Consider the following 17,167-nt stretch of genomic DNA (forward strand, 5'->3'; position numbering starts at 1 on the left):
TATTCACGCCCGCGGCATCGAGGGCATACCGATGGAAACTGAGCTGTCGGCGCGGACCGGTACCGGTACCTTGCGGCCGGCGTGTTCGGTGAATGTCACGGTGGCGTCGACGGCACCAGGAGCGTTGACGAAGGACACGAACCGCGACAGTTTGTCGGGATCCTCCAGCACGCCCTTCCACTCACACTGGTAGGTGGCCACGTGCCGCTCCATCGCGGCCTCCAACTCGTCGGCCAGGCCCAGCGAGTCGTCGCACACCACGCTGCGCACGTGATCCAATCCGCCTTCGATCGACTCGATCCACGGCGCCGTGCGCTGCAACCGGTCGGCGGTGCGGATGTAGAACATCAGGAACCGGTCGATATAGCGGACCAGCGTCTTTTCGTCGAGGTCGCTGGCCAGCAGCTGGGCATGCTTGGGCGTCATACCGCCGTTGCCGCCGACGTAGAGGTTCCAGCCCTTTTCGGTCGCGATCACGCCGACGTCCTTGCCGCGCGCTTCAGCGCACTCCCGCGCGCAGCCCGAGACACCCAGCTTGATCTTGTGCGGTGCCCGCAGTCCGCGGTAACGCATCTCCAGGTCGATGGCCAGCTGGACCGAATCCTGTTGACCGTAGCGGCACCAGTCGCTGCCGACGCAGCTTTTCACCGTGCGCACCGCCTTGCCGTAGGCGTGCCCCGACTCCATTCCTGCATCGACCAGCCGCTTCCAGATCGCCGGCAGCTGGTCGACCCGGGCGCCGAACATGTCGATGCGCTGACCGCCGGTGATCTTGGTGTACAGACCGAAGTCCTGGGCGATCTGGCCGATGAGGATCAGGTGTTCGGGTTTGATGTCGCCGCCGGGAACCCGCGGCACCACCGAGTAGCTGCCGTTGCGCTGAATGTTGGCCAGGAAATGGTCGTTGGAGTCCTGCAAGGACGCCTGCTCTCCGTCGAGGATGTGCTCTGAACCGGTTGACGCCAGGATCGATGCGACGACGGGTTTGCAGATGTCGCAGCCCTTTCCGGTGCCGAAGCGGTCCAACAGCGCCGAGAAGGTGCGGATCGAGGTGGCGCTGACGATCTCGAACAGCTCGGCACGTGACTGGCTGAAGTGCTCACACAGCGCCTTGGACTGCTCGACGCCCTCGGCTTCCAGGAGCTGCTTGAGTAGCGGCACGCAGGAGCCGCACGAGGTGCCGGCGCCCGTGCATGATTTCAGACCCGCCACGTCGGTGCAGCCGGCGGCGATCGCGTCGGTCAGCTGGGCCTTGCTGACGTTGTTGCACGAGCAGATCTGGGCCGAGCCGGGCAGCGCGCCGACCCCCAACACCGCTGCCCCATCACCGGATTGCGGTGAAATCAGCGCCAGCGGATCACCGGGCAGCTCGGAACCGACCATCGGCCGTAGCACGCCATACGACGAGGCGTCGCCGACCAGGATGCCGCCCAACAGCGTTTTGGCGTCGTCGGACAGCACCACCTTGGCGTAGGTCTGCTTGACCGCGTCGTTGACCACGACCTGAAGGCAGTTCTCGGTGGTGCCCATCGCGTCACCGAAGCTGGCAACGTCGACGCCGAGCAGTTTCAGCTTGGTCGACATGTCGGCCTCACCGAACTCGGCCGCGCCGTCCAGCAACCGGTCGGCGACGACTTCGGCGCTGGCGTAACCCGGGCCGACCAACCCATAACAGCGGCCTTCGATGGCGGCCACCTCGCCTACCGCGTACACGTCGGGGTCGGTTGTCCGACAAGACAAGTCGGTGAGCACACCGCCCCGGTCCGCGATCGCCAAGCCAGCCGCGGCAGCCAACTCGTCACGCGGTCGGATACCCGCGGCGAAGACCACCAATCCGGCGTCGATGACGCCGCCGTCCGACAGGTGCACTCGCACCGACGGCGGGCCCTGCGAATGCTCAACGGCTTCAATTGAATCCGTGGACACGTCGACGTGCACCGCCAGACCCAGCTCGGTGATCATCCTTGCCAGCAGCGCGCCACCGGCCTCGTCGATCTGCTGTGCCATCAACCGCGGCGCCATTTCGACGACATGCGTCTGCAGCCCGAACTGACGCAGGGCATTGGCGGCTTCGAGGCCCAGCAGCCCGCCACCGATCACCACACCGGCGCTGACGTTGCCCGCATCCAGCGTGCGCTGGACATCGGCGCGGATGCCGTCGAGGTCGTCGAGCGTGCGATAAACGTGGCACCCGGGCAGGTCATGACCCGGAACCGGCGGGACGAACGGGTAGGAGCCCGTCGCCAACACCAGCGTGTCGTAGCCATACCGCTGGCCATCCGCGGTCAGCACCGATTTAGCGGTCCGGTCGATCTCGGTGACCCGAGTGTTCAGCAGCAGTCGGACCCGCTCGTCGCCGGCGTAGTCGTTACCCGGGAGCGCCAGGAGGTCCCGGTCCCATCGCTCGGTGTAGGCAGTCAGCCCCACCCGGTCGTAAGCCGCATCGGGCTCCTCGGCCAGCACGGTGATTTCACAGGCCCCGTTGGCATCCCGGGCACACAGTGCCTCGACAAACCGGTGCCCCACCATGCCGTGGCCGACGACCACGATCTGGCGCGGGGTCTCGAGTGGAGCCATGCCACGAGGCTAGGAACGCGATATTGCCAACATGTTTCGTCTGATGTGCCATCTCCGTGACGCTGATCTCACAGGCCGCTGTGAGGCTGGTGAGAAGAATTCGCTCAGGGCGAACGCCCAGGTGGAACTTAAGCGTGGGCGACTCATGTTTACCGGATAGCAGGCCGATACCGTGTCGGCCGCATCACGACGAGGAGACAACAATGAGCAACGTCACACTGTGGTCGCGTCCGGCCTGGAACACCGACCGTTGGCTGCGTGAATTCTTCGGCCCCGCAGCGGCTTCCGACTGGTTCAAGCCGGTAGTCAGCGACGGCGGCTTCAGTCCCGCCGCGGAGATCGTCAAAGAGGGCGACGACGCGGTGGTCCGCCTGGAGCTGGCCGGTGTGGACGTCGAGAAGGACGTCAACGTCGAACTGGACGAAGGCCGGTTGGTCATCCATGGCGAGCGCCGCGACGAGCACGCCGAGGAGAAGGACGGCCGCACCTTGCGGGAGGTTCGCTACGGATCGTTCCGCCGGTCGTTCCAACTGCCCGCCCACATCACCAGCGAGGCGATTTCGGCCTCGTACGACGCCGGCGTACTGACCGTCCGGGTCGTGGGTGCTTACGCGGGAACCGGCACGCAGCGCATCGCGATCACCAAGTAACACCTCTCCCGGCGAAGGCCCCCGCACGCCCAGCGTGTCGGGGGCCTTCGCGATCGGCCAGCGGCTCAGCCCCAGCGGGCCAGGATCTCCTTGGCCCGGGCCCCCAGCGCGGCCTGGAAGAACGGCCCGAAGCTGATCCGCCCCACGCCCAGCGGACCGAACGATGCCGGATCGTCCTGGTCAGGCAGTGCGATCGCGTTGACCGGAAGCGGCAGCTCAGCAGTCAAGTGCCGCAGCGTCGCCGGATCATGGCGGCCGACCGGGTAGAGCACATCGGCACCGGCCGCCGCGGCCTCTTTCAGCCGCGCCACCGCCCGCTCGACGCGATCGGATTCGTCACCGTCTTGCCGCAGGAACAGATCGGTGCGGGCGTTGATCACCACATGCACGTCGGCCGCATCGGCAGCCGCGCGCAGTGCACCGACCAGCTCGGCGTGTTCACCGGCGGACCGCAGCCGCTTGCCCTCGCTGTGTACGGAGTCCTCGATGTTCAGGCCCACCCCGCCCGCACCGAGCAGCCCTTCGATGAGCCGCGACGGCGACAGCCCGTAACCCGATTCGATATCCACCGAAACCGGGACGTCCACCGCAGCGGTGATCTGCGCGACCCGGCCGAGCAGGTTGTCGAACGACATGCCTTCGTTGTCCGATTTGCCGACCGAATCGGCGACGGGATGGCTGCCGACGGTCAGCGCGGCGAATCCCGCTTCGGTGGCCAACCGCGCCGACCAGGCATCCCACACCGTCGGCAGAATCACTGGGTTGCCGGGCTGGTGCAGTGCCAGTAACACGTTCGCCCGATCGACCGGTGTGCTGTCTGCTGGCATCTGTGCTGAGCCTCTCGTCGAGGACGTGACCTGTCTCACGCCGGCTGTGTGCGGTGGATAGTATCGAGGCACGTACTGTGATCCATGACACCTCGGCCCAGGGAGCTCCGTTGTCGACCACTACTGAACTCGCCGAATTGCACGACCTGATCGGTGGCCTGCGCCGGTGCGTGACGTCGTTGAGGTCGCGATACGCCGACACCCCGGCGATGCGGCGCATTGTCAACGACGCCGAGCGGATCCTCAACGATGTCGAGTTGCTCGACATCGACGCCGGCGAGCTGGAGCTGGCCGGTCCGCTGCCGCATCCGGGCGAGAAGATCTCCATCCCCGACACCCAATACGACGCCGAGTTCTGGCGTGACGTGGACGACGAGGGTGTCGGCGGCCATAGTCGGTCCTGACCACCCCCGCGGTCCGGGTGCAGCTGTGTGACTTAGTACTCTCCAACGAGCCCCACGCGAAGAGGATCACATCAGATGAGCGCACCCACGGCGAACCGTCCTGCCACCGGCGTCTTCTCAGCCACCCGCGCCAACGTGCCGCAGTCGAACCTGCGCACCGACAAGTGGTGGTTTCCGCCGCTGATGACCGACATCGGTTTGGCCGCGTTCATCATCTACGCGACCATCCGGGCGTTCTGGGGTAGCGCCTACTGGGTGGACAAATACCACTACCTGACGCCGTTCTACTCGCCGTGCATCAGCAAGTCATGTGTCCCGCACGCCAGCCATCTGGGCGTCTGGCTGCCGGAATTTCCCCGCTGGATTCCACTGGGAATGCTGGTATTACCGTTCCTGCTCGCATTCCGCATCACTTGCTACTACTACCGCAAGGCCTACTACCGCTCGGTGTGGTTGTCTCCGGCGGGCTGCGCTGTACCCGAGCCGCGCGCCGGATACACCGGTGAGACGCGGCTGCCGCTGATCTTTCAGAACAGCCACCGTTACTTCTTCTACGCCGCGTCGCTGCTGGCGCTGCTCAACACCTACGACGCCGTCGTCGCCTTCCATTCCCCGTCCGGGTTCGGATTCGGTTTGGGCAACGTCATTTTGGTGGTCAACGTGATCTTGCTGTGGGCCTACACCGGCGGATGCCACTCCTGCCGGCACCTCACCGGCGGACGGCTCAAGCACTTCTCCAAGCACCCGGTGCGGTACTGGATCTGGACCCAGGTGACGAAGCTGAACACCAGGCACATGCAGTTCGCGTGGGTCACGCTGGCCAGCCTGGCGCTCACCGACTTCTACATCATGCTGGTGGCCAGCGGCACCATTACGGACCTGAGATTCATCGGCTGACAAGCAGATTCAGTCGGGACAATCAGCAAGAGTTGAGTGAGGTTTCATGGTTGAGGTCGAACGGCACGCGTACGACGTCGTCGTAATCGGTGCCGGCGGCGCGGGGCTGCGCGCAGTCATCGAGGCACGCGAGCGTGGCTTGAAAGTTGCGGTGGTATCTAAATCCCTGTTCGGCAAAGCCCACACGGTGATGGCCGAAGGTGGCTGCGCCGCGTCGATGGGCAACGCCAATCCCAAAGACAACTGGCAGGTCCATTACCGCGACACCATGCGCGGCGGGAAGTTCCTGAACAACTGGCGAATGGCTGAACTGCACGCCAAAGAGGCGCCCGACCGGGTCTGGGAATTGGAGACCTACGGCGCACTGTTCGACCGCACCAAAGACGGCAAGATCAGCCAGCGCAACTTCGGTGGCCATACCTACGCGCGGCTGGCGCACGTCGGTGACCGCACCGGCCTCGAATTGATCCGCACCATGCAGCAGAAGATCGTCTCGCTGCAGCAGGAGGATTACGCCGAATCCGGCGACTACGAAGCGCGGATCAAGGTGTTCGCCGAGTGCACGATCACCGAGCTGCTCAAGGACGGCGACGCGATCGCCGGTGCGTTCGGGTACTGGCGGGAGAGCGGCCGGTTCGTGCTGTTCGAAGCCCCCGCGGTGGTAATGGCCACCGGCGGCATCGGCAAGTCGTTCAAGGTGACCTCCAACTCGTGGGAGTACACCGGCGACGGCCACGCGCTGGCGCTGCGCGCCGGGGCGACGCTGATCAACATGGAGTTCGTCCAGTTCCACCCGACGGGCATGGTGTGGCCGCCCAGCGTGAAGGGGATCCTGGTCACCGAGGGTGTCCGCGGTGACGGCGGTGTATTGAAAAACTCCGAGGACACCCGGTTCATGTTCGACTACATCCCACCGGTGTTCAAAGGGCAGTACGCCGAGACCGCGCAAGAGGCCGACCAGTGGCTCAAAGACAACGACTCGGCCCGTCGCACCCCTGACCTGCTGCCCCGTGACGAGGTGGCTCGCGCGATCAACTCGGAGGTCAAGGCCGGCCGTGGCACCCCGCACGGCGGGGTCTACCTGGATATCGCGTCGCGGCTGACGCCCGCGGAGATCAAGCGGCGGCTGCCGTCGATGTATCACCAGTTCATGGAGCTGGCCGGAGTCGACATCACCAAGGAGCCGATGGAAGTCGGGCCGACCTGTCACTACGTGATGGGCGGTATCGAGGTCGACCCGGACACCGGTGCGGCGACGGTACCGGGGCTCTTCGCCGCCGGCGAGTGCTCCGGCGGAATGCACGGTTCCAACCGGCTGGGCGGCAACTCGCTGTCGGATCTGCTGGTGTTCGGCCGGCGCGCCGGTCTCGGCGCCGCGGATTACGTGCGGGCCCTACCCAGCCGTCCGGCGGTTTCCCAGGAGGCCGTCGACGCCGCAGCGAAAATGGCGCTGGCGCCGTTCGACGGGCCCGAAGACGGTTCGGCAGCGGAGAATCCCTACAAACTGCAGATCGACTTGCAGGACGCGATGAACGAGTTGGTCGGGATCATCCGCAAGTCCGACGAGATCTCCGAGGCGCTGTCGCGCTTGGAGGACCTTCGGACCCGGTTCACCAAGGTGCAGGTCGAAGGACACCGCCAGTACAACCCGGGGTGGAACCTCGCCATCGACCTGCGCAACATGCTGATGGTCAGCGAATGCGTGGCCCGGGCGGCGTTGGAGCGCACCGAGAGCCGCGGCGGCCATACCCGCGACGACCATCCCGCCATGGAAGCCGATTGGCGGAATACGTTGTTGGTCTGCCGGGCCGACAGTGGGGCCGGCCACGTCAACGTTCCGCACATCAGTGTCAGCCGCCAGGAGCAGGTCCCGATGCGGGCCGACTTGCTGGAGCTCTTCGAGATCTCCGAGCTGGAGAAGTACTACACCGACGGAGAGCTGGCCGACCACCCAGGACGGAGAAGCTAGATGACGTACAAGGGCACCATGCGGGTGTGGCGCGGCGACACCGACGGCGGCGGCCTGGAGGACTTCACCGTCGAGGTCAACGAGGGTGAGGTGGTGCTCGACGTCATCCACCGGTTGCAGCAGACCCAGACGCCCGACCTCGCGGTGCGGTGGAACTGCAAGGCCGGCAAGTGCGGATCGTGTTCGGCGGAAATCAACGGCCGGCCCCGGCTGATGTGCATGACCCGGATGTCGACCTTCGCCGAGGACGAGGTCGTCACCGTGACACCGCTGCGGACGTTCCCGGTGATCCGCGATCTGGTCACCGACGTGTCGTTCAACTACGAAAAGGCGCGTGAGATCCCGTCGTTCACCCCGCCCAAGGATCTGCAGCCCGGCGAATACCGGATGGCACAGGTCGACGTTGCGCGCTCACAGGAATTCCGCAAGTGCATCGAATGCTTCCTGTGCCAAAACGTCTGCCACGTGATTCGCGACCACGAAGAAAACAAGGAGGCGTTCGCCGGTCCGCGCTTTTTCATCCGCCTCGCCGAGCTGGAAATGCATCCACTCGACACCGCTGACCGGCGCGACCTCGCCCAAGAGGAAGCCGGCCTCGGGCTGTGCAACATCACCAAGTGCTGCACCGAAGTCTGTCCCGAAGGCATCAAGATCACCGACAACGCCATCATCCCGATGAAGGAGCGTGTCGCGGGTCGCAAATACGACCCGGTGGTCTGGCTGGGCAACAAGCTGTTCCGCCGATAGATCGCCGGGTCGAGCTTTAGCTCCCGTCCGGCGCGGGTACTCCAAGCAGAGCCGAACCCGACGGGAAAGGCGGCAGCGATGGCAATCCGAGAACCTGCCAGCCCCAACGACATTCGAACCGCGATCCGCGAGTTGTCCACGCGTGCCGACATCGCCCACAAGGAGGGCAGGCACTACGAGGCCACCGAGATCGAGCAACGTATCCAGGGGTACCGCGACGAGCTCGGCGAACGTCCGTAAGCCGGCGAGCTAATCAGACGCCGAGGCGACGAAAAACGCTGCGATGAAACACGATCGGAGCCACTTCAGGATCCACCTGGACGTCGATCACGCGCAGCACGACGATGGTGTGGTCTCCCGCCGCTACCAGTTGCTCGACGGCGCTTTCCAACCACACGCTGGTGCCCTTGATGAAGACGGCTCCGCTGCCGTTGGATACCGTTTCGAGGCCGGCGAACCTATCTCCGGTCTTGGCGGCCAGGGTGCGAACTGCCTCGTCGTGAGCCTCTCCCAGCACGCTGATGCCCAGCGACGGCACATCTTTGAGTTTCGGCCAGGTCGCCGACGTGTTCTGCACGCAGAACGAGACCAACGGCGGATCCAGCGACACCGGGACAAAGGTGCTGGCCGCCAGCCCCTCCCGGACACCGCCGACTTCAGCGGCAATGGCGATGACGCCGGACGGGAAATGACCGAAGGCTTCGCGCAGAGACGACGGCGTCAGCTTGTCGGGTGAGTTCACCGGGCTTCATTCGGATCGACGGATTTTCGCATCTCTGACCCTACTCGGCGGGCCGGGTGACCTCAGCGGTGCCCGAGGATGTATGCGCAGGGGCCCGCGGATGTTCGCAGAGCTCGAGCAGGGGAAGTCGGTGACGCTGGACACAAAACGCGTCCATTCATTATCGCCGCAGGTCACAGCACCGAGAACACGCGGCCCAACCGGTTGGTTGCTTAGGTTATGAAATTTAGCTCACAGTCGCTTGCGTTGCAGTTACCGAACCGTTAAGTTTGGCGCTGTTACTGGTGGGTAACTTAGCCCTAGTACCCAACCACGAGTGGCATTCTCATCGAGGAGGAGCACGTGAGCCACTACAAGAGCAACGTCCGCGACCAGGTATTCAACCTTTTCGAGGTCTTAGGCGTGGACAAGGCGTTCGGGGAAGGCGACTTCAGCGATCTGGATGTCGACACCGCCCGCGAGATGCTGGACGAGATCAGCCGGTTGGCCGCGGGGCCGATCGCCGACTCGTTCGTCGAGGGGGACCGTAATCCGCCGACCTTCGACCCGGAAACGCATTCCGTGACCTTGCCCGAGTCGTTCAAGAAATCGGTGCGCGCGGTTACCGAGGCCGGTTGGGACCGAGTTGGACTCGACGAGGCACTGGGCGGTATGCCGATGCCCAAGGCGATGATGTGGGCGCTGCACGAGCACCTGCTGGGCGCCAACCCAGCGGTGTGGATGTACGCAGGCGGCGCAGGTTTCGCCAACATCCTCTACCACCTGGGCACCGAGGAGCAGAAGAAGTGGGCCGTGCTGGCCGCCGAGCGCGGCTGGGGCTCGACCATGGTGTTGACCGAGCCGGACGCCGGCTCAGATGTGGGCGCTGCCCGCACCAAGGCCGTGCAGCAGGACGACGGCTCCTGGCACATCGACGGGGTCAAGCGGTTCATCACCTCCGCCGACTCCGGTGACCTGTTCGAGAACATCTTCCACCTGGTGCTGGCCCGCCCCGAGGGCGCTGGCCCCGGCACCAAGGGCCTGTCGCTGTTTTTCGTGCCGAAGTTCCACTTCGACCCTGAGACGGGTGAACCGGGCGAGCGCAACGGCGTATTCGTGACCAACGTCGAGCACAAGATGGGTCTGAAGGTCTCGGCGACCTGTGAGCTGTCTTTCGGTCAGCACGACGTGCCGGCCAAGGGCTGGTTGGTCGGCGAGGTGCACAACGGCATCGCGCAGATGTTCGACGTCATCGAGCAGGCGCGGATGATGGTCGGCACCAAGGCCATTGCGACGCTGTCGACTGGTTACCTGAACGCGCTGGCGTACGCCAAGGAGCGGGTGCAGGGCGCCGATCTGACCCAGATGACTGACAAGACCGCACCGCGGGTGTCGATCACTCACCACCCCGATGTGCGTCGTTCCCTGATGACCCAGAAGGCCTACGCCGAGGGTCTGCGTGCGCTTTACCTCTACACCGCGACCTACCAGGACGCCGGGGTGGCCAAGGCGGTGCACGATGTGGACGCCGATCTGGCAGTCAAGGTCAACGACCTGATGCTGCCGGTGGTCAAAGGAGTGGGCTCTGAGCAGGCTTACGCCAAGCTCACCGAGAGCCTGCAGACCCTCGGTGGGTCCGGCTTCCTGCAGGATTACCCGATCGAGCAATACATCCGCGACGCCAAGATCGATTCGCTGTACGAAGGCACCACCGCCATCCAGGCGCAGGACTTCTTCTTCCGCAAGATCGTCCGGGACAAAGGTGTGGCGCTGGCCCACGTGGCAGGCCAGATCGAGCAATTCGTCAAGAACGAGTCCGGCAACGGCAGGCTGAAGGCCGAGCGCGCGCTGCTGGCCACCGCGTTGACCGACGTGCAGGCCATGGCAGCCGCGCTGACCGGCTACCTGATGGCCGCGCAGGAGGACATCTCCAGCATCTACCGGGTGGGCCTGGGTTCGGTGCGCTTCCTGATGAGCGTCGGCGACCTGGTGATCGGCTGGTTGTTGCTGCGTCAGGCCGCGGTGGCCGTCGAGGCGCTCGACGCCGGGGCCAGCGACAGCGATCGGGCCTTCTACGAGGGCAAGATCGCGGTGGCGTCGTTCTTCGCGAAGAACTTCCTGCCGCTGCTGACCAGCACTCGCCAGGTGGTCGAAACGATCGACAACGACATCATGGAGCTTGACGAAGCCGCCTTCTGATGATCAGGCGTTAAGACGCAACAGTCCCCCGTTTCGCTGCCGCGAAACGGGGGACTCTGCGATTGCGAGCCACCCCGAACTGAAATGACCGCCGCTAAGTCCCCTCATCCCCACGGCGTGCCTCGTTAATTCAGGGAAGCTCCGCATTGCCATCGGGTCGGGGGGTCGGACGACAACGCGGAGCTATCCGGCACGTCGCATACCCGCGCCCCAGTGTTACAAAACAATCCGAGGCAGAAATTCTCCGCCGCCCGATCAAGCCTCCAGAATTGCGGCGACGCCTTGGCCGCCGGCCGCGCAAATCGAGATCAGGGCGCGCAACGGCTTGCCGCCGCTTCCCTTCTGCTCGGCCTTCTTTTCCGCCAGCTGCTTGGCAGTCTGTGCGAGGATCCGTCCGCCGGTGGCGGCGAACGGATGACCGGCAGCCAGCGACGAGCCATTGACATTGAGCTTGGTCCGGTCGATCGGTCCCAGCGCGGCATCCAGGCCAAGCCGTTCCTTGCAGTACTCCTCGGACTCCAAGGCCTGCAGATGGGCGAGCACCACCGACGCGAAGGCCTCGTGGATCTCGTAGAAATCAAAATCTTGCAGTCCCAGTCCGTTTCTCGCCAGCAGCCGCGGTATCGCATACGTCGGCGCCATCAGGAGGCCGTCGGCACCGTTGACGTAGTCCACGGCTGCGGTCTCGGCGTCGACGAAGTAGGCCAACGGAGTCAGCGAATGTTCGGCGGCCCATTCTTCACTGGACAGCAGCGCGACCGAGGCGCCGTCGGTCAGCGGCGTCGAATTGCCCGCCGTCATCGTGGCGTCGCCGGCTTTGACGCCGAACACCGGCTTGAGTTTGGCCAGCTTCTCCACCGACGCGTCCGGCCGCAGGTTGTCGTCCCGGTACAGCCCTAGAAACGGTGTGACCAGGTCGTCGAAGAAGCCCCGGTCGTAGGCGGCCGCCATGTTGCGGTGGCTGGCAACAGCCAACTCGTCCTGGTCGACTCGCTTGATGCCCATCTGCTTGGCGGTGATGGCCTGGTGTTCGCCCATAGACAGTCCGGTGCGCGGTTCGCTGTTCACCGGAATCTCCACCCCGAGGCTGGCCGGCAGTTTGCCCACCAACTTCAGCCGCTGGACATTGGACTTCGACCGGCGCAGCCCGAGCAAGGTGCGGCGCAGGTTGTCGCCCAGGCCGATCGGCGCATCGGACGTGGTGTCCACCCCGCCGGCGGCGGCGACCGCGTAACGGCCCGCGGCGATGCCGTCGGCCGCCGCGATCGCCGCTTGCAGCCCGGTGCCACAGGCTTGCTGCATGTCGAAGGCCGGCGTGTAGGACGACAGCGCCGACCCCAGCACGCATTCACGCATCAGGTTGAAGTCGCGGCTGTGCTTGAGCACGGCGCCGCCGATCACCGCCCCCAGCCGCTCACCGGACAGGCCGAACCGGTCGACCAGGCCGCCCAGGGCTGCGGTGAACATGTCCTGGTTGGATGCCTCGGCGTACGCGCGGTCGGAACGCCCGAAGGGGATGCGGTTGCCGCCCAACACGGCAACACGCCGTCGGGACTGCGTCGCCTCCTTCGAGGGCTGCTCGCCGATCTTGGAACTTGCAGAGGAATTTGCAGGGGCCACGTTTGTCTCCGTCAGTAGGGGTTATCCGCGGTTAAGGTCATAGTACCCACGGTTCTTACTCTGGAGTAAGTTCGATCTCGTTACGGTTGTCGATAGATGGCACGCTCGATATGGAAGGCAACTTCAGTGGCCCCCACGGATCTATTCTCTCAGGTCGTCAACTCCGGCCCCGGGTCGTTTCTGGCCAAACAACTCGGAGTCCCCCAGCCCGAGCCGCTGCGCCGCTACCGCGCCAGCGATCCGCCACTGGCCGGGTCGCTCTTGATCGGTGGCGAGGGCCGGGTGGTGGAACCGCTACGTGCAGCATTGGACAAGGACTACGACGTGGTCGGGGCCAACCTCGGCGGTCGCTGGGTCGACTCGTTCGGCGGATTGGTCTTCGACGCCACGGCAATCACCAGTCCGGCCGGCCTGACGGCGCTGCATGAATTCTTCACTCCACTGCTACGCAACCTCGGTCCCTCCGGCCGCATCGTCGTGGTAGGGACTACTCCCGAGGCAGCCGGCAGCACCGACGAGCGGATTGCGCAGCGCGCGCTGGAGGGCTTCACCCGCTCACTGGGCAAGGAGTTGCGCCGGGGAGCCACCGTCGCGCTGGTCTACCTGGCTCCCGACGCCAAACCCGCGGCCACCGGACTTGAGTCGACGATGCGCTTCATCCTGTCGGCCAAATCCGCCTATGTCGACGGCCAGGTGTTTTATGTCGGGGCCGAGGATTCCACCCCGCCGGCCGACTGGGACCGGCCGCTGGACGGCAAGGTCGCCATCGTGACCGGCGCCGCACGGGGTATCGGCGCGACCATCGCCGAGGTGTTCGCCCGTGACGGCGCCCGGGTGGTGGCGATCGACGTCGAAGGCGCCCGCGAGGCACTCGGCGAGACGGCCACCAAGGTCGGCGGCACTGCGCTGACCCTCGACGTCACCGCCGACGATGCCGTCGACAAGATCACCGAGCACCTGCGTGAGCACTACGACGGACGGGCCGACGTGCTGGTCAACAACGCCGGCATCACCCGCGACAAGCTGCTGGCCAACATGGACGACGACCGCTGGAACGCGGTCCTGGCCGTCAATCTGCTTGCGCCGAAACGACTTACCGAAGGATTGGTCGGTAACGGCAGCATCGGCGAAGGGGGCCGCGTGATTGGCCTCTCCTCGATGGCCGGTATCGCCGGCAACCGCGGGCAGACCAATTACGCCGCCACCAAGGCCGGCATGATCGGGCTGACTCAGGCGCTGGCGCCGGAACTGGCTAAGAAGGGCATCACGATCAACGCGGTCGCGCCGGGATTCATCGAAACCCAGATGACCGCCGCGATCCCGCTGGCCACTCGCGAGGTGGGCCGACGGCTGAACTCGCTGTATCAGGGCGGCCAGCCGGTCGATGTGGCCGAAACCATCGCCTACTTCGCCAGCCCCGCGTCGAACGCCGTGACGGGCAACGTGATTCGCGTCTGCGGCCAAGCGATGTTAGGGGCGTAACCGGTGACCCAACCCAGTGGCCTGAAGAACCTGGTCCGCGCCGCAGCCGGGGCGTTGCCGTTCGTACCGCGCAGCGATCATCTGTCCAACCGGACGGTGACGGTGCAGGACGTGCCCATCGACCGTACGAATGTCGCCGCTTACGCCGGGGTCACCGGACTGATCTACGGCGACAACGTGCCGCTGACCTACCCGTTCGCGCTGACCTTCCCGACCATGATGTCGTTGGTAACCGCCTTCGACTTTCCGTTTCCCGCAATGGGTTCGGTTCACATCGAAAACCACATCACGCAGTACCGGCCGATCAAAGTGACCGATACCGTGGGCATCGCGGTGCACGCAGAAAACATCCGCGAACACCGTAAGGGTCTGCTGGTAGACCTGGTGACCGATGTCAGCGTCGGCAACGACACCGCGTGGCATCAAGTGACGACCTTCCTACATCAGCAGCGCACCAGCCTCTCGGACGAGCCCAAGTCGCCGCCGCAGAAGCAGCCCAAGCTGCCTCCCCCGAATGCTGTCCTGCCGATCAGCGCCGGGCAGATTCGCCGCTACGCCGCCATCGGCGGCGATCACAACCCGATTCACACCAATCCCATCGGCGCCAAATTGTTCGGGTTCCCGACGGTTATCGCGCATGGGATGTTCAGCGCAGCAGCGGTATTGGTCAACCTCGAGGGCCGTCTGCCCGACGCGGTGAAGTATTCGGTGCGGTTCGGCAAGCCACTGGTACTGCCTGCCAAGGCCGGGCTCTACGTTGACCAGGTTAATGACGGCTGGGATCTGAGCCTACGCAATATCGCCAAGGGCTACCCGTATCTCACGGGCACGCTGCGGGCGGCGTAGGACGATTCGACTGTGCATCGTTGGATTTCAGTGTGAATCCTGGGCGGGAAAATCGCCGGAATCCCGCCCGGTGTTCACACTCGAAGCCAAGGTTTCACGCTCAACGGTCGTGAGGGTGGGTGTCGCGTCGCTGGGCGCCCCTTTCAAGCCGCGCCAGAACAGGTTGATCATCAGCTCGGCGGCTTCGTCGACGTCGGTGTCACCGGTGCTGAGTCGCGTGGCCACCGCCTCGCCCGCCCCCACCAGGGCCACGGCCATCATGTCGAAGTTGGTGCCGGGCTCGGGGTTTCGGGTGCCGGACCGAAGCAGGCGCGCCACCAGCTCGATAATTCGCTCGCGGCCCTCACGCAGCGTGTGAGCGAATGCCTGCGAGCTGGTGGCCTGCGTATACATCACGATCCACGACGCCCGGTTCGTATCGATGTAGCGCATGAAAGACACGATGGTGTTGCGCAGCAAGTCTTTCGGACTCTGCTGAAGCTCGATGTCTTCACGTACGCCGTCGATGAAGCGGGACAGCTCGCGGTTCAGACACGCGCCGAAGAGTTCTTCCTTGGAGCCGTAGTACAGGTACAGCATCGGTTTGGAGATCTCTGCTTTGGCTGCGATCGCATCCATCGAGGTTTCGTGGTAGCCGTTGATCGAGAACATCTCGACGGCGGCGTCGAGCATCTGCTGCTCGCGGACGGCACGCGGCAGCCGCTTGGTACCACCTGCCATCGTCTGCCCTTCGTCTGCAGCCAGATATCTGACTCCAGAGTAGGCAATGTGCGTTTAGCGCACACCCGCTATCGACCGCACCCCGCTGGCCGGCCCTTCACCGCTGCCATTCGCAGTACCGAGGCGTCCACCGCCGGCTGCGCCAACTCCCCTGCGGCCAGCGCCTTCTCCAGCCGGTCGAGCACCGCGGGCACCTCGTCGGTGGTGACCCACAGCGCGATGTCGCTGCCCGCCTGCAGCGCGCGTAGCACCGCCTCGGGCACCCCGTAGCGCTCGTTGATCGCGGCCATGCTGGACAGGTCGTCGCTGAACACCGGGCCGTCGAACGGCGGCCCGCCGTAGCCGTCGCCGGTGCGCAGCAAGTGCACAGCCGCCGGGCTCAGGCTGGCCGGCTGGTCGTTCGTCAGGCCGGGAACCTGCAAATGACCGATCATCACCCCGACCGGCGTCGCACTCACCAGCGTCCGGTAGGGCACCAAGTCGTCGTGCTGCAACTGGTCCAGCGGTGGCGTGGCCACACCGCCGGTGTGTGAGTCGCCCGAACCGTGTCCGTGGCCGGGGAAATGCTTGAGCACCGGCAGCAGCCCGGCATCACGCAGGCCGCGGGCATAGGCTCCGGCGTATTCGGTGACCACCCCGGGATCCGCGCCGAACGAGCGGTCGCCGATGACCGTGTCGTCGGCGGCGTCGGTGACATCGACGACCGGTGCGAAGTCGACGGTGATACCCAGCCCACGCATCTTGTGGCCACGGTCCAACGCGGTCGCGTAAACGTCGTCGACACTAAGCGTCTGCGCCAGCGTCCGCGCCGACGGCGCCGATCCGATCAGCGACGAAAGCCGCGATACCCGGCCGCCCTCCTCATCGACGCTGACTGCCAGCGGCAGCCGTCCCGCGCTACCGGCGATGCCGCGCAGTGAACCATCAGTCAACATCGATAGCTCGGTCCAGCTGCCGATGAAGATGCCACCGACGTGGTGGTCGGCCACGACCGCTCGCGCGTCGTCGGCATTGCGTACCCCCACCATCAGCAACTGAGCCAGCTTGTCGCGGCCCGACATTGCCGCCAGCATGGCCGTCCCTTCACCGCAAGCCGGCTGACGGGGTGCGGGCGACGATGCGCTCGGAGATTCCGGCGGCTTGGCAGTGGTGCCACATGACGCGATCAGCGCTGACACCGCAGCAAGCACGGCCAGGACGCGTAAGAGGGCCATCGGCCCATGCTGTCACGGGACGCATCAGCGACGGCGCCGCCCCGCCCGGTCGTAGTGCTAGGTTGGGCGACTAGGTCCGGCAATCACCAGTCCGCACTCTCAAGGAGCCCCCCGATGAACCGGTTCGTTGCGCCCGCCGCAGCCAGCATCGTGGTCGGTCTGCTGCTGGGTGCCGCCGCCATCTTCGGGATCACCCTGATGGTGCAGCAGGACACCAAGCCGCCGCTGCCCGGCGGCGACCCGCAGTCCTCGGTACTCAACCGGGTTGAGTACGGCAACCGCACCTGAGCCGAG

At 65.2% G+C, this 17,167-nt stretch carries 16 protein-coding genes; 10 read left to right on the forward strand and 6 right to left on the reverse strand.

What is annotated here, in order from left to right; translation table 11 throughout:
- Window positions 1-3 precede the first annotated feature (3 nt).
- On the reverse strand, window positions 4-2,577 hold the full coding sequence (gene nirB, locus AC5Y49_RS13700; protein ID WP_499887785.1) for a nitrite reductase large subunit NirB: 2,574 nt from the start codon (window positions 2,575-2,577) through the stop codon (window positions 4-6).
- A gap of 203 nt (window positions 2,578-2,780) precedes the next feature.
- Here nirB and AC5Y49_RS13705 point away from each other — a divergent pair, with 203 nt between their 5' ends.
- The gene (locus tag AC5Y49_RS13705; RefSeq protein ID WP_499887786.1) at window positions 2,781-3,227 is read left to right on the forward strand and encodes an Hsp20/alpha crystallin family protein; all 447 of its coding nucleotides are present in this window, start codon (window positions 2,781-2,783) and stop codon (window positions 3,225-3,227) included.
- A 65-nt stretch (window positions 3,228-3,292) separates the two neighbouring features.
- Here the strand turns inward: AC5Y49_RS13705 and AC5Y49_RS13710 are convergent, their stop codons facing one another.
- Window positions 3,293-4,054, reverse strand: coding sequence for an isocitrate lyase/PEP mutase family protein (locus tag AC5Y49_RS13710; RefSeq protein ID WP_499887788.1), 762 nt, complete (start codon window positions 4,052-4,054; stop codon window positions 3,293-3,295).
- Window positions 4,055-4,164: 110 nt separating this feature from the next.
- Here AC5Y49_RS13710 and AC5Y49_RS13715 point away from each other — a divergent pair, with 110 nt between their 5' ends.
- The 5 genes from AC5Y49_RS13715 to AC5Y49_RS13735 all read left to right on the forward strand — a co-directional run bounded on the left by AC5Y49_RS13715 (window position 4,165) and on the right by AC5Y49_RS13735 (window position 8,311).
- Window positions 4,165-4,458, forward strand: coding sequence for an Rv0250c family protein (locus tag AC5Y49_RS13715; protein WP_499887789.1), 294 nt, complete (start codon window positions 4,165-4,167; stop codon window positions 4,456-4,458).
- 75 nt (window positions 4,459-4,533) lie between these two features.
- The gene (gene sdhC / locus AC5Y49_RS13720) at window positions 4,534-5,355 is read left to right on the forward strand and encodes a succinate dehydrogenase subunit SdhC (RefSeq protein WP_499887790.1); all 822 of its coding nucleotides are present in this window, start codon (window positions 4,534-4,536) and stop codon (window positions 5,353-5,355) included.
- A gap of 46 nt (window positions 5,356-5,401) precedes the next feature.
- Window positions 5,402-7,324 (forward strand): fumarate reductase/succinate dehydrogenase flavoprotein subunit, encoded by a 1,923-nt coding sequence (locus tag AC5Y49_RS13725; RefSeq protein WP_499887793.1) that lies wholly within the window; start codon window positions 5,402-5,404, stop codon window positions 7,322-7,324.
- Entirely contained in the window at window positions 7,325-8,071 is a 747-nt protein-coding gene (locus AC5Y49_RS13730; protein WP_499887795.1) for a succinate dehydrogenase/fumarate reductase iron-sulfur subunit, read from the forward strand.
- Between the two features lie 78 nt (window positions 8,072-8,149).
- The gene (locus AC5Y49_RS13735; RefSeq protein WP_499887797.1) at window positions 8,150-8,311 is read left to right on the forward strand and encodes a hypothetical protein; all 162 of its coding nucleotides are present in this window, start codon (window positions 8,150-8,152) and stop codon (window positions 8,309-8,311) included.
- Window positions 8,312-8,324: 13 nt separating this feature from the next.
- Here the strand turns inward: AC5Y49_RS13735 and AC5Y49_RS13740 are convergent, their stop codons facing one another.
- The gene (locus tag AC5Y49_RS13740) at window positions 8,325-8,813 is read right to left on the reverse strand and encodes a flavin reductase family protein (protein ID WP_499887798.1); all 489 of its coding nucleotides are present in this window, start codon (window positions 8,811-8,813) and stop codon (window positions 8,325-8,327) included.
- A gap of 342 nt (window positions 8,814-9,155) precedes the next feature.
- On the opposite strand from AC5Y49_RS13740, the gene AC5Y49_RS13745 reads away from it, so the two are divergent.
- The gene (locus AC5Y49_RS13745) at window positions 9,156-10,991 is read left to right on the forward strand and encodes an acyl-CoA dehydrogenase (RefSeq protein ID WP_499887799.1); all 1,836 of its coding nucleotides are present in this window, start codon (window positions 9,156-9,158) and stop codon (window positions 10,989-10,991) included.
- 255 nt (window positions 10,992-11,246) lie between these two features.
- On the opposite strand, the gene AC5Y49_RS13750 is transcribed toward AC5Y49_RS13745, so the two are convergent.
- Window positions 11,247-12,578 carry an acetyl-CoA C-acetyltransferase gene (locus AC5Y49_RS13750; protein WP_499888020.1) on the reverse strand — a complete coding sequence of 444 codons (1,332 nt, stop codon included), beginning with the start codon at window positions 12,576-12,578 and terminating at the stop codon, window positions 11,247-11,249.
- Between the two features lie 159 nt (window positions 12,579-12,737).
- Between AC5Y49_RS13750 and AC5Y49_RS13755 the strand changes: the two genes are divergently transcribed.
- Together AC5Y49_RS13755 and AC5Y49_RS13760 are read left to right on the forward strand one after the other, a co-directional pair.
- Window positions 12,738-14,093 carry a 3-oxoacyl-ACP reductase gene (locus AC5Y49_RS13755; RefSeq protein WP_499887801.1) on the forward strand — a complete coding sequence of 452 codons (1,356 nt, stop codon included), beginning with the start codon at window positions 12,738-12,740 and terminating at the stop codon, window positions 14,091-14,093.
- A 3-nt stretch (window positions 14,094-14,096) separates the two neighbouring features.
- A complete protein-coding gene (locus AC5Y49_RS13760; RefSeq protein WP_499887802.1) occupies window positions 14,097-14,939 on the forward strand; it encodes a MaoC/PaaZ C-terminal domain-containing protein in 843 nt (280 codons plus the stop codon).
- 27 nt (window positions 14,940-14,966) lie between these two features.
- Here AC5Y49_RS13760 and AC5Y49_RS13765 read toward each other — a convergent pair whose 3' ends face one another.
- On the reverse strand, window positions 14,967-15,659 hold the full coding sequence (locus AC5Y49_RS13765; RefSeq protein ID WP_499887803.1) for a TetR/AcrR family transcriptional regulator: 693 nt from the start codon (window positions 15,657-15,659) through the stop codon (window positions 14,967-14,969).
- Window positions 15,660-15,727: 68 nt separating this feature from the next.
- Window positions 15,728-16,873 (reverse strand): glycoside hydrolase family 3 N-terminal domain-containing protein, encoded by a 1,146-nt coding sequence (locus AC5Y49_RS13770; protein WP_499887805.1) that lies wholly within the window; start codon window positions 16,871-16,873, stop codon window positions 15,728-15,730.
- Window positions 16,874-16,987: 114 nt separating this feature from the next.
- Here AC5Y49_RS13770 and AC5Y49_RS13775 point away from each other — a divergent pair, with 114 nt between their 5' ends.
- Window positions 16,988-17,161 (forward strand): DUF2613 domain-containing protein, encoded by a 174-nt coding sequence (locus tag AC5Y49_RS13775; RefSeq protein ID WP_065013670.1) that lies wholly within the window; start codon window positions 16,988-16,990, stop codon window positions 17,159-17,161.
- Window positions 17,162-17,167: the final 6 nt, after the last annotated feature.

The organism is Mycobacterium sp. NGS62 (assembly GCF_059812285.1).